We start from the raw sequence: 12,290 nt of genomic DNA on the forward strand, positions 1-12,290 counted from the left end.
GGAGCCCCATCGATGAAAGCTGCTCTCTTCCTGCTGGCTGGCGCCACCTTGTTACTTTCTGCCTGCAGCAGCAACAGTGACAACGAACCGCCGCAACAAGCTACTGCCGCCCACGTACAACCGCGCGTTGTGATGTCATCAATGGCTGAAGTGAATTGCAGTAATGCCGGGGGATCGCTGGCGTTTTCGCGTCAGTTAGACGGTTCACGCATCGGTATGTGCCAGTTGGCGAATGGTCGTCGCTGTGACGAACAGGCGCTGATGGGTGGAAGCTGCGCCCGCTAAGGCAGGCGCAGAAGGGTTAGGCGGTGACCTGATTCGGGCTGATTTCGCCGCGTTCCAGCTGTTGTAAGTTGCTGAGCGTGGTTTCTGAAATAGCCGTCAAGGCTTCGGCGGTCAGGAAAGCCTGATGGCCGGTGAACAGCACGTTGTGACAGGCCGACAGACGACGGAACACATCATCCTGAATCACGTCATTCGATTTGTCTTCAAAGAACAGATCGCGCTCGTTTTCATACACATCCATCCCCAGCGAACCAATCTTCTGCTGTTTAAGCGCATCAATTGCCGCTTGTGAATCAATCAAACCGCCACGGCTGGTGTTGATGATCATCACGCCATCTTTCATTTGGCTGAACGCCTGCGCGTTGAGCAGATGGTGGTTTTCCGGCGTAAGCGGACAGTGCAGCGTAATCACATCGGCTTCAGCGAACAGCGTTTTGAGATCGACATATTCCGCGCCCAGCTCCAGCGCCGCCTGGCTTGGATAGGGATCGAACGCTAACAGGCGCATGCCAAATCCCTTGAGAATACGCATCGCCGCGATACCAATCTTGCCGGTTCCGACCACGCCCGCGGTTTTGTTATGCATGTTGAAGCCGGTTAAGCCATCCAGCGAGAAGTTAGCGTCGCGCGTGCGTTGATAGGCACGGTGAATGCGACGATTCAGCGTCATCATCAGGCCAACCGCATGTTCCGCCACCGCTTCTGGCGAATACGCCGGGACGCGCACCACGTTTAAGCCGAGCGCTTTCGCCGCCGCCAGATCGACGTTATTGAAACCGGCACAGCGCAGCGCAACGTGCTTCACGCCCAGCGCCGCCAACTCTTCCAGCACCGCTTTGCTGGCATCATCGTTGACGAAAATACACACCGCATCACAGCCCGCGGCGTTCTTTGCCGTCGCCGGTGTCAGCAGGAAGTCAAAAAACTGCAGCTCAAATCCGTAGCTGTCGTTGACGTGTTCAAGGTATTTTTGGTCGTAATGCTTGGTGCTGTAAACCGCAACTTTCATTGTTTCGCTCCTGAAAAATGCAACGTCGGTATCACAACAGGATAACGTTTTCCGCGTCATTTTGCTGTGCTTCAGCCAGACTATGTCGCTAACACCTTCATTTGCCGGACGTAACATGCCATCATTTGGCTCCTCGTCAGGATTGTGTAAAGAACAGGAACGTTAACTGCCATGACGCGTGGCCTTCGCCGAACACTTGCTGCGCTGCTGGCGCTGATACTGCTGCTATTGGGATTGCTGCTGACGCTCACGCAATGGTTGCCGCGTCTGGCCGGTATCTGGCTGCCTGAAAACACCCGAGTGGAACTTAACGGCACGCCGCGCTGGCAGCAAGGCGCGCTGCATTTCCCGGCGGTGCGCTATCTGGCGGGCGATTGTGTACTGGCAAACGTCAGCGATGCGGCGCTCGGCTGGCAGCAAAAGCGCTGGCAACTTAGCGCGGGAGAAGTCCAACTCAATAGCGACTGCCTGCAATCGCTGCCGCACAGCGAAGCGAGCGGTGCGCCGCGCAGCCTGACTGACTGGCAGAAGATGTTGCCTGGCGCCGATGTCCACCTGCAAAAAATCACCATTCTGCCGTGGCAACAATATGCCGGACGTTTCGATCTCACCTTAAATAACGATGTGCAGCGGCTGCATTATCAGGGCGACAACCTGAGTGTGGATGCGCGGTTGCAAGGCCAGCTGCTGCAGATTGCCCAGCTGCAGCTCAGTCATCCTTTACTGCCCAAACCGCTCAACCTGCATGGCGATGTCACCTTGCCAACCTTTGCCGATGGTTTGCCGGTAGCGGGCGAACTCAGCGCTGACCTCAATATTGTGCAGTGGCCGCAGCCGCTGGCGCTGGCGCTCAACTGGCAGCAACAGCAAGGCACCTTGACGGTGAAGCAGCAGGATGACGATCAGCCGCTGCTGCAGCTGCCGTGGCAGGTCGATGAGCGGCAGATTCGTATTACGCAAGGTCAATGGCGCTGGCCGCAGGCCGATCAGCCGCTATCGGGTGGCGTGGCAGTAACGCTTGAAAACTGGCAGCAAGGACTGGAAAACACGCTGGTCAGCGGGCGATTTAATTTGCTGACGCAAGGGCGCGGCGGTAAAGGCAATCTGGTATTAAGCGTTGGCCCTGGCAAACTGAGCATGGTCGATAGCGCCTTGCCGTTCCAGTTGACCGGCGAGAGCAAATTCGCCGATCTGCAGCTGTTTGGCAGCATGCCGGGCTTACTGCACGGCGTGCTGACCGATCCGCAATTGACCCTGAAACAAGGCGCGCTGCTGCGTTTGCGCGGTCGCTTGCTCTCAACGCTGGAAGTGGATGAAGCGCGCTGGCCGCTGGCGGGCGTGACGGTGGCGTCGAGCGGAATTAATGGTCGCCTGCAGGCGATACTTAAGGCACACGATCCCAGCTTTGGTCGCTTCAGGTTGCATCTCGATGGCCGCGCCAGCGATTTCTGGCCCGACAGCGGCGTGTGGAACTGGCGTTATTGGGGGGACGGCCTGATCGAGCCGCTCACCGCCAAATGGGACGTGAAGGGCACCGGCAGCTGGCAGGACACCTTGATCAGCCTCGACACGCTGAATACCGGTTTCGATCAGCTGGCGTACGGCATGGTGCAAGTGGCTAAACCGCGCCTGACGCTCAATGCGCCGGTGCGCTGGCAACGCGATCCTGCGCATCCGGCGTTTAACGGTGGCTTCACACTAAAATCCGGTCAAACCCAGTTCAGCTACGGCGGCTGGCTGCCGCCATCAGAACTTAATTTTGAAGCCAAAGGCAGCGATCCCAGCCAGTTTATCTGGCGCGGTCAGCTGACGGCGGAGGATATTGGCCCGGTACGCGTGCATGGCCGCTGGGACGGCGAACGTCTGCGCGGCGAAGCCTGGTGGCCGGCGCAATCTTTGACGGTGTTCCAGCCGCTGCTCAGCAGCGATTTAAAAATGCGTATCCAGTCGGGTGAACTGCGCGCGCAGGTGGCATTCTCGGCGGCTAGCGAGCAGGGCTTTGAAGCGGGCGGTCACTGGACGGTGAAAAACGGCAGCCTGTGGATGCCGGACAGTGAAATCAACGGCATCGATTTCTCGCTGCCGTTCCGGCTGAAGGATCATCAATGGCAGCTTGGACGGCGCGGCCCGGTTTCACTGCGTATCGCCGAAGTAAAAAATCAGTTCTCGCTGCAAAACATCACCGCCGATTTGCAAGGTCACTATCCATGGCAGGAGCGCCAGCCGTTAACGCTCAGCAACGTCAATCTGGATCTGTTAGGCGGACACGTCAGCATGCCCGAACTGCGCATGCCACAGCATCAAGCGGCGCGCGTCTCGCTGAAGGAGATCAATCTCAGCAAGCTGGTCAGCGCGATCAAACCCAAGCAGTTTGCCATGTCTGGCAAGGTCAATGGCGAATTGCCGCTGTGGGTGAATAATCCGCAATGGCTGGTTGAAAAGGGCTGGATCGCCAACAGCGGTCCGCTCACTTTTAGGCTGGATAAAGATATGGCGGACGCGATTGTCAGCAATAACTTTGCGGCCGGAGCGGCGCTGGATTGGCTGCGCTACATGGAAATCTCGCGTTCATGGGCCACTATCGATCTGGATAACTTCGGCAATCTGATCATGCAATCGGAAGTGAAAGGCGTCAGCCAGTTCAGTAACCGCCGACAGACCGTTAATCTGAACTACCGGCATCAGGAAAATTTGTTCCAGCTGTGGCGCAGCCTGCGCTTTGGCGATAATTTGCAATCCTGGGTGGAGCAAAATGCCACCTTACCCTCGAAGAAGGATCCACAACCATGAGCCTCAGGGCATTACTGGTGCTGGCAGCCTGGCTGCCGCTGATTGGCTGCGTGCCGCGCATTGAAGTTGCGGCGCCGAAAGAGCCCATCACCATCAATATGAACGTCAAAATTGAGCATGAGATTCACATCAAGGTGGATAAAGATGTGGAAGCGCTGCTGAAGAATCAGAGCGGACTGTTTTGAGGAGAAGCATGATGAAACGCAAGGGGATCGCGCTGCTTGCGGCGCTGCTGCTGATGCCGTCTGCCTGGGCGCTCACGCTGGATGAGGCGCGTCAACAGGGGCGCGTGGGCGAAACGCTCAGCGGCTATGTGGCGGCGCGTCAGCAGGACGAAGAAACGCTGGCGCTGGTCAAGCGCATCAACGATGGCCGCCTGCAGCAATATCAGCGCGTGGCGCAGCAAAATAACCTGACTGCCAGCGAAGTGGCGCGCATCGCCGGCGAAAAGCTGGTGAACCGCGCAGGTAGCGGCGAGTATGTGCGCGGCATCAATGGGCAGTGGCTGCGTAAGTAAGGTTTATCCGCAGATAATCTTTTTGGGAGCTTAAAATGCCAATGCCTCAAACGACAACGGATGCACAGAAGCGCGCCTTAATCGCCGGTTCAGTGGGCAATTTCATTGAGTGGTACGAGTTTGCGGTTTATGGCTTTCTCGCGACGGTGACCGCGCAGAACTTCTTTCGCCTGCAAGGCGAAGCCGAGCTGACCGGCATTATTTTGACCTACGCTTCCTTCGCCATTGCCTTTTTCTTCCGTCCGTTGGGCGCAATATTTTTTGGCCGCATGGGCGATCGTATTGGGCGCAAGCCGACGCTAATTTTTGTCTTGATCATGATGACGCTGGTGACGACCGCGATCGGCATTATTCCCACCTATGCCAGCATTGGTGTGGCGGCGCCGCTGATCATTACCGGTCTGCGTATTCTGCAGGGCTTGTTTGCTGGGGGGGAATACGGCGGTGCGGTGTCACTGATGACAGAGTTTGCCCCCAAAGGGCAGCGAGGACGTTACGGTGCCTGGCAATCATTCACCGTGGCGTTGGGCCTGCTGGCGGGCGCTGGCATTGTCGCGTTGCTGTCGGCGGTGTTGAGTGTGGATCAGATGCACAGTTGGGGCTGGCGCATTCCCTTCTTCCTCGCCTTGCCGATGGGGATGGTGGCGCTGTGGCTGCGCTACAGCATGGAAGAAACGCCCAGCTTCGTGCGTCAGCAGCAAACGCAAAAAGCGCATCAGCCAATGGCGGTCAGCGCCAGTTTTGGCGCGACGCTCAGGATTATCTTGCTGGCAATCAGCCGCGTGATGGTGTGGTCAGCGGCGGGCTATACCTATCTGGTGATCATGCCAACCTATCTGCAATCTTCGCTGCACACCGGCTTTAACCAGGCGCTATTGATTGCGGTGATCTCCAATCTTGGCTTTGCCGCCACCATCATTCCAGCGGGCATGCTTAGCGATAAAATCGGACGCCGCAGCGTGATGGTTATCGCGGCATGTTTGTTGCTGGTGCTGGCATTACCGTTATTGAAAGTGTTGCAGGCCGAGTCCTCAACGCTGTTGATCAAGGCGCTGGTGGTGTTTGTGGCGGGTGGAATTGTGGGATTGCTGGCAGGACCGGGCCCGGCAATGTTAGCTGAAATGTTCCCCACGCGCGTCCGCTATACCGGGCTGGGGCTGGCCTATTCACTCTCTAACGCAGTTTTCTCGGGGTGTGCCGGACTGATTATCACCTCCCTGATTAAGCAAACGGGGAATCTGGATATCCCCGCCTGGTACATCATGGTCACGGCTGCAATCAGTATTCCGGCGCTGATGACGCTAAACAAAAAAGACCATCTGCGTTCGCTGGATGAAGCAGATGGTTGAAGACGCTAGCGTGTTGCCAGTTGCTTAACCGCTTCATGCACCGGCACTTCACCGCCGGTTAACTCAATGATCACCCGGCTGACCGCCGGTTGATCAATGATTTCAGCCAGCGTCGCCGCCACGTCATCGCGAGGAATATCGCCATACGGGATGGCCAAACCAGCACGCACCCGGCCTTGGCCTTGCTCATCCGTTAGCGTGCCGGGGCGTAAAATCACCCAATCCAGATCGCTTTGCGCCAGCTCGACATCTGCTGCTTTCTTCACGCGCATGTAGTTTTCGAAGCTGGCGGAGAGGTTTTTGTTTCTGCCGGCTTCAGGGAAAGCCGAAACCAGCAGAAAGCGTGAGATGCCGGCCTGCTGCGCGGCAGCAACTGCGGTAGTTAATCCTTTGCCATCAATGGCGTTCGTCATCTCTTCACCGCCTTTGCCACCGGCACCGGCGGTAAAGACCACCACATCGCTGCCCTTCATCAGCGCGGCCAGCGATGTTGCGTCCAGCGCGGTTAAATCGCCGTTAACCGGCTCCGCACCCCGTTCACGCAAAGGCTGCTCCTGTTCCGCTTTGCGAAACAGCGGGCGCGCAACGTGCCCGTTTGCGGCCAGCAGTGATGCCAGACGACGGCCAATGTTGCCTGCGCCGCCAATGATAAATACCTTGGACATGAGTACCTCTTAAATTGCGTGGATAACAGCGAGTCAGTATAGACAACGTCAATTTGCGGAGAAAAAGCAGCGCAGCTTTTGCCTTTCGCGTCCGTGCTGATCCATATTCTCCACCGCCAGCCATTGGCTTAAAGCCTGCTGAATCGGCGGCCATTCACCATCAATGATCGATAACCAATCGGTATCGCGGTTGCGCTGTTTGCGCGTCATCGCCTGACGAAAACGACCTTCAAAGCTAAAGCCGATGCGTTCAGCGGCGCGTCGGGAAGCCCGATTTAGGGAATCACAACGCCACGCCACGCGGCGATAACCGAGCGCGAAGGCATGCTGCAACAGCAGATATAACGCTTCAGAGCCCAATACGTTGCGCTGCATCAGCGGCGACCAGGTCACATGGCCAATCTCAATCGCGCCGTTCTGCACGTCAATATTGGCGAAACAGACCGCGCCAACCGCTTGCAGATTAGCCTGATCGATCACCGCATAACTGACCAATCCACGGTCACCTATTTTGTTAGCAATCCAATCGTTCATCTCGGCTAACGATTGCGGCTGCGATGCGCCAAGCCAGGTCCAGTCGCGATCGTCGGGTGCCAGCAAAAAGGCGGCAAACAGGGCGGGCGCGTGATTGAGTTGAAGCGGTGTGAGATGGCAAAAGCGGCCAGTGAGAATAGCAGCGGGCGGGAAGATTGCGGGTTGCCAGTCGGGTAGCGCAAAACCGATAGGCTGACCATATTGATTGTGTTGTGTCACTTCATCTCCTTTCGCTGTGCTGAAAAATAACAGCAAAAAAAATGCCCGCCAGTTAAGCCTGGCGGGCATTGATCATGCGAAAAAAATGATTACGCAGCAACGATTTGTTTGATGGCGTCTTTTGCATCGTTAGCCGCTTTGGTCGCCACTTCTGGACCATAAGCGATGCCTTCCGCGAACACGAACTCCACGTCAGTGATACCGATGAAGCCGAGGAACAGCTTCACGTATGGCGTCAGCAGATCGCTGGCCGTATCTTTATGGATGCCACCACGGCTGGAGAGGATCACCGCACGTTTGCCGGTCACCAGACCTTCCGGGCCTGCTTCGGTGTAACGGAAGGTCACGCCAGCGCGGGCAATCAGATCGAAGTAATTTTTCAACTGAGTTGGAATGTTGAAGTTGTACATGGGTGCGGCAATAACCACGGTGTCATGGGCTTGCAGTTCAGCAATCAGCTCATCGGAGAGAGACAGCGCTTCCTGCTGACGTGGTGACAGTGGGGCATCGGATGGGCGCAGCGCGCCAACCAGCTCACCATCCAGCACCGGAATCGGCTGCGCGGCTAAATCACGTACGGTAACCGAGTCACCTTTAGCGCGTGCTTCGTCAGCGTAGAAGTCAGCCAGTTGATTTGACTGAGAGTAACCAGCGAGGATGCTTGATTTCAGAACTAAAACTTTGCTCATGGTATTTTCCTGTGCGTTACGCGGTTGGCTTACCGCTCAATGCTTTACACTGTACGGAGTTAGCCCGCGAGGTAAAAGCGCAATATTTCGAGATCAATGTTCGAAATAATTGAATAACCTCGCACGTCCCGTTCAGGCAGGTGTTCCAAATTGTGCTATGATGCCGACCATTAATTGCTTGAATCCGCCGGGAAATCATCTGCCCGCTGCAACAACAGGTACGCATCGCTATGTCATCATCCGACTCTTCACCTTTAGCCTCCCTTTGGCCGCGGCTCGATAATCTGACGCTGCGCGACAGTCAACGTCTGCGACGTCGACTGCTGGGCGCTGCAAAGGTGAAAAATCCTGCGGCGCAGCAGGGCATTGTGGCTGAACTGGAGCCGGAATTTGTCGCGGCGGAGCAACGCCTGGCGCAGCGCACGGCGGCGACACCGCGCATCACTTTCCCTGACAACCTGCCGGTGAGTCAGAAGCAGCAGGACATTGCTGATGCGATCGGTCAGCATCAGGTAGTAATCGTCGCGGGTGAAACCGGATCGGGTAAAACCACGCAGCTGCCGAAAATCTGCCTGGCGCTGGGGCGCGGGGTTAAAGGGCTGATTGGTCACACTCAGCCGCGTCGTCTGGCGGCGCGCACCGTGGCCAACCGCATTGCCGATGAGCTGGAAACCTCGCTCGGCGGCACCATCGGTTACAAGGTGCGCTTTAACGATCAGGTGAGCGAAACCACCCAGGTTAAGCTGATGACCGACGGTATCCTGCTGGCGGAAATCCAGCAGGATCGCCTGTTGCTGCAGTACGACACCATCATTATCGATGAAGCACACGAACGCAGTCTGAACATCGATTTCCTGCTCGGCTATCTGCGCGAACTGTTGCCGCGTCGTCCCGACTTAAAAGTCATTATCACGTCAGCGACCATCGATCCGCAGCGCTTCTCACGCCATTTCCACAATGCGCCGGTGATTGAAGTGTCCGGCCGGACGTATCCGGTCGAAGTACGTTATCGCCCAATGGTGGAAGAGGCTGACGACACCGATCGCGATCAGCTGCAGGCGATTTTCGATGCGGTCGATGAGCTGGGAAAAGAGAGCCGCGGCGATATCCTGATCTTTATGAGCGGCGAGCGCGAAATCCGCGATACTGCCGATGCGCTGATGAAGCGCGATATTGCGCACACCGAGATTCTGCCGCTGTATGCGCGCCTGTCGAACGCCGAGCAAAACCGCGTGTTCCAGTCGCACAGTGGACGCCGCATCGTGCTGGCGACCAACGTGGCGGAAACCTCGCTGACCGTGCCTGGCATCAAATATGTTATCGATCCTGGCACCGCACGTATCAGCCGCTACAGTTTCCGCACTAAAGTGCAACGCTTGCCGATTGAGCCGATTTCGCAGGCTTCCGCTAATCAGCGAAAAGGGCGCTGCGGCCGCGTTTCGGAAGGTATCTGTATTCGCCTCTATTCCGAGGATGATTTCCTCAGCCGCCCGGAATTTACCGATCCCGAAATTCTGCGTACTAACCTCGCCTCGGTGATTCTGCAGATGACCGCGCTGGGACTGGGCGATATTGCTGCCTTCCCATTTGTCGAAGCACCGGACAAGCGCAATATTCAGGATGGCGTGCGCCTGCTGGAAGAGCTGGGTGCCATCACGCTGAGTGAAGACGAAACCTACAAGCTGACGCCTTCGGGCCGCCAGCTCGCGCAGTTGCCAGTCGATCCGCGTATGGCGCGCATGGTGCTGGAAGCGCAAAAATTTGGCTGCGTACGCGAAGCGATGATCATCACCGCGGCGCTATCGATTCAGGACCCGCGCGAGCGTCCTTCGGATAAAAAGCAGGCATCTGACGAAAAACATCGTCGTTTTGAGGATAAAGAGTCTGATTTCCTCGCCTTCGTCAATCTGTGGAATTACCTGCAGGAGCAGCAAAAAGCGCTCTCCAGCAATCACTTCCGTCGCCTGTGTAAAACCGAGTTCCTTAACTATCTGCGCGTGCGTGAATGGCAGGATATCTACACGCAACTGCGTCAGGTGGTGCGGGAACAGGGGATGCCGGTCAACAGCGAACCTGCGCCGTATCGTGAAGTGCACTGCGCTTTGCTTACCGGTTTGTTGTCGCATATTGGTCAGAAAGATAACGACAAGCAAGAGTTTACCGGCGCTCGCAACGCGCGCTTCGCCATCTTCCCCGGTTCCGGGCTGTTTAAGAAGCCGCCGAAGTGGACCATGGTGGCGGAACTGGTGGAAACCAGCCGTTTATGGGGCCGCGTTGCCGCCCGTATCGATCCGGAATGGATCGAACCGCTGGCGCAGCATCTGATTAAACGCAGTTACAGCGAACCGCACTGGGAAAAAGCACAGGGCGCGGTGATGGCGACGGAAAAAGTGACGCTTTACGGCCTGGCAATTGTGCAGGCGCGTAAGGTTAACTACAGCCGCATCGATCCGCAACTGAGCCGCGAGCTGTTTATCCGTCATGCGCTGGTGGAGGGCGATTGGCAGACGCGTCACGCGTTCTTCCGCAATAACCTGAAACTGCGCAACGAAATTGAAGATCTGGAGCACAAATCGCGTCGTCGCGACATTCTGGTCGATGATGAAACGCTGTTTGCTTTCTACGATCGCCGCATCGGCAGCGACGTGGTGTCTGCACGCCATTTCGATAGCTGGTGGAAGCAGGCCAGCAAAGAGAATCCGGATCTGCTGAGCTTTGATAAGCAAATGCTGATCAAAGACGGCGCGGACAAAGTCAGCCAGCTCGATTACCCCAACTTCTGGCATCAAGGCAACCTGAAACTCAAACTGAGCTATCAGTTTGAACCGGGCGCGGATGCCGATGGCGTGACGGTGCACATTCCGCTGCCGCTGCTGAACCAAATCGAAGAGACCGGTTTCGAGTGGCAAATTCCTGGCGTGCGCCGCGAACTGGTTATCGCGCTGATCAAATCGCTGCCCAAGCCGGTGCGCCGCAATCTGGTACCCGCGCCCAACTACGCCGAAGCGTTTCTCGGTCGCGTTACGGCGATGGAACTGCCGTTGCTGGATGCGCTGGAACGCGAATTCCGCCGCATGACCGGCGTCACCATTGACCGGGAAGCCTGGCAGTGGGATCAGGTACCCGATCACCTGAAAATGACCTTCCGGGTGGTTGACGAGCACAACCGTAAGCTGCAGGAAGGCAAAAATCTGCATCAGCTGCGGCTGCTGCTGAAAGGCAAAGTGCAGGAAACGCTGTCGAAAGTGGCGGATGATGGCCTGGAACAGAGCGGTCTGCACATCTGGAGCTTTGGCGATTTGCCGCAAAGCTACGAACAGAAGCGCGGCAGCTATCAGGTCAAAGCCTGGCCGGCGCTGGTGGATGAAAAGGACAGCGTGGCGATTCGCCTGTTCGATAGCGAAGTGGAACAGCAGAAAATGATGTGGCGCGGTCAGCGTCGCCTGCTGCTGCTCAACATTCCGTCGCCAACCAAGTATCTGCACGAGAAGCTACCGAACAAAGCCAAACTCGGTTTGTACTTCAATCCCTACGGCAAAGTGCTGGAACTGATCGATGACTGCATCGCCTGCGGCGTGGATAAGCTGATGGCGGAGGCGGGCGGCCCGGCGTGGCAACAGGAAAACTTCGAACAGCTGCGCGACAAAGTGCGTGCTGATTTGAATGAAACCGTGGTCACCATCGCCAAACAGGTCGAACAGATCCTGACCTGCGTGTTCAATATCAACAAGTTCCTTAAAGGACGCGTGGATATGTCGCTGGCGCTGGCGTTAGGCGATATCAAAGCGCAAATGAATGGCCTGGTGTATCGCGGTTTCGTCACCGGCAATGGCTGGTCGCGTCTCGGTGATACGCTGCGCTATCTGCAAGGTATTGAGCGTCGTCTCGAGAAGCTGCCGGTCGATCCTCACAGCGATCGTGCGCGTATGCTGAAAGTGCAGGCGGTGGAGCAAGCCTGGCAGACGTGGCGGAATAAATTGCCGCCCCAGCGTCAGGATGATGCCGACGTGCAGGCGATTCGCTGGATGCTGGAAGAGCTGCGAATTAGCTATTTCGCCCAGCAGTTGGGCACGCCTTATCCAATTTCGGATAAGCGTATTCTGCAGGCGATGGAGCAGTTGAGTTAATTGTTAGATGGCGCGATAAATCGCGCCGCTACGAAACAGCGCGGTTTTAACATCGCAAAATTCGCGAAGAAAACGGCAAGACGGTGCAGAGGCCCCAGGGATGGGT

General features: G+C 56.7%; 10 protein-coding genes. 6 read left to right on the forward strand and 4 right to left on the reverse strand.

Translation table 11 applies throughout. The features are described from left to right. Positions 1 to 12 precede the first annotated feature (12 nt). On the forward strand, positions 13 to 285 hold the full coding sequence (locus MWH02_RS01390; RefSeq protein WP_061718809.1) for a putative hemolysin: 273 nt from the start codon (positions 13 to 15) through the stop codon (positions 283 to 285). A gap of 16 nt (positions 286 to 301) precedes the next feature. Here MWH02_RS01390 and MWH02_RS01395 read toward each other — a convergent pair whose 3' ends face one another. Then, the gene (locus tag MWH02_RS01395; protein ID WP_192233964.1) at positions 302 to 1,294 is read right to left on the reverse strand and encodes a 2-hydroxyacid dehydrogenase; all 993 of its coding nucleotides are present in this window, start codon (positions 1,292 to 1,294) and stop codon (positions 302 to 304) included. A gap of 171 nt (positions 1,295 to 1,465) precedes the next feature. Here MWH02_RS01395 and MWH02_RS01400 point away from each other — a divergent pair, with 171 nt between their 5' ends. The 4 genes from MWH02_RS01400 to MWH02_RS01415 are packed head-to-tail and all read left to right on the forward strand — an operon-like array spanning position 1,466 to position 5,950. Further along, the gene (locus tag MWH02_RS01400) at positions 1,466 to 4,084 is read left to right on the forward strand and encodes a YdbH family protein (protein ID WP_271459725.1); all 2,619 of its coding nucleotides are present in this window, start codon (positions 1,466 to 1,468) and stop codon (positions 4,082 to 4,084) included. Further along, complete coding sequence (locus tag MWH02_RS01405) at positions 4,081 to 4,269, forward strand: YnbE family lipoprotein (RefSeq protein WP_008106429.1); 189 nt, start codon at positions 4,081 to 4,083, stop codon at positions 4,267 to 4,269. Before MWH02_RS01400 ends, MWH02_RS01405 begins: the two co-directional genes overlap by 4 nt. Positions 4,270 to 4,280: 11 nt before the next feature. Next, positions 4,281 to 4,601, forward strand: coding sequence for a YdbL family probable chaperone protein (locus MWH02_RS01410; RefSeq protein WP_101764307.1), 321 nt, complete (start codon positions 4,281 to 4,283; stop codon positions 4,599 to 4,601). 35 nt (positions 4,602 to 4,636) lie between these two features. Then, the gene (locus MWH02_RS01415) at positions 4,637 to 5,950 is read left to right on the forward strand and encodes an MFS transporter (protein ID WP_271459726.1); all 1,314 of its coding nucleotides are present in this window, start codon (positions 4,637 to 4,639) and stop codon (positions 5,948 to 5,950) included. A gap of 5 nt (positions 5,951 to 5,955) precedes the next feature. Here MWH02_RS01415 and MWH02_RS01420 read toward each other — a convergent pair whose 3' ends face one another. The 3 genes from MWH02_RS01420 to MWH02_RS01430 form a co-directional block, all read right to left on the reverse strand. Then, entirely contained in the window at positions 5,956 to 6,615 is a 660-nt protein-coding gene (locus MWH02_RS01420; protein ID WP_101764309.1) for an NAD(P)H-binding protein, read from the reverse strand. Between the two features lie 48 nt (positions 6,616 to 6,663). Continuing rightward, the gene (locus tag MWH02_RS01425; RefSeq protein WP_271459727.1) at positions 6,664 to 7,368 is read right to left on the reverse strand and encodes a GNAT family N-acetyltransferase; all 705 of its coding nucleotides are present in this window, start codon (positions 7,366 to 7,368) and stop codon (positions 6,664 to 6,666) included. Positions 7,369 to 7,457: 89 nt separating this feature from the next. Further along, the gene (locus MWH02_RS01430; RefSeq protein WP_110866220.1) at positions 7,458 to 8,057 is read right to left on the reverse strand and encodes an FMN-dependent NADH-azoreductase; all 600 of its coding nucleotides are present in this window, start codon (positions 8,055 to 8,057) and stop codon (positions 7,458 to 7,460) included. 230 nt (positions 8,058 to 8,287) lie between these two features. On the opposite strand from MWH02_RS01430, the gene hrpA reads away from it, so the two are divergent. Continuing rightward, positions 8,288 to 12,184 (forward strand): ATP-dependent RNA helicase HrpA, encoded by a 3,897-nt coding sequence (gene hrpA, locus MWH02_RS01435; protein WP_271459728.1) that lies wholly within the window; start codon positions 8,288 to 8,290, stop codon positions 12,182 to 12,184. The last annotated feature ends 106 nt before the right edge of the window (positions 12,185 to 12,290 follow it).

Source organism: Pantoea leporis (assembly GCF_028048155.1).
Classification (GTDB): Bacteria; Pseudomonadota; Gammaproteobacteria; order Enterobacterales; family Enterobacteriaceae; genus Pantoea; species Pantoea leporis.

Excerpts from the sequence above, each read along its gene's own strand:
- hrpA (WP_271459728.1), top strand. The coding sequence starts at position 8,288 with ATGTCATCATCCGACTCTTCACCTTTAGCCTCCCTTTGGCCGCGGCTC.
- MWH02_RS01395 (WP_192233964.1), bottom strand. The coding sequence starts at position 1,294 with ATGAAAGTTGCGGTTTACAGCACCAAGCATTACGACCAAAAATACCTT.
- MWH02_RS01420 (WP_101764309.1), bottom strand. The coding sequence starts at position 6,615 with ATGTCCAAGGTATTTATCATTGGCGGCGCAGGCAACATTGGCCGTCGT.
- MWH02_RS01430 (WP_110866220.1), bottom strand. The coding sequence starts at position 8,057 with ATGAGCAAAGTTTTAGTTCTGAAATCAAGCATCCTCGCTGGTTACTCT.
- MWH02_RS01405 (WP_008106429.1), top strand. The coding sequence starts at position 4,081 with ATGAGCCTCAGGGCATTACTGGTGCTGGCAGCCTGGCTGCCGCTGATT.
- MWH02_RS01415 (WP_271459726.1), top strand. The coding sequence starts at position 4,637 with ATGCCAATGCCTCAAACGACAACGGATGCACAGAAGCGCGCCTTAATC.
- MWH02_RS01400 (WP_271459725.1), top strand. The coding sequence starts at position 1,466 with ATGACGCGTGGCCTTCGCCGAACACTTGCTGCGCTGCTGGCGCTGATA.
- MWH02_RS01410 (WP_101764307.1), top strand. The coding sequence starts at position 4,281 with ATGAAACGCAAGGGGATCGCGCTGCTTGCGGCGCTGCTGCTGATGCCG.
- MWH02_RS01390 (WP_061718809.1), top strand. The coding sequence starts at position 13 with ATGAAAGCTGCTCTCTTCCTGCTGGCTGGCGCCACCTTGTTACTTTCT.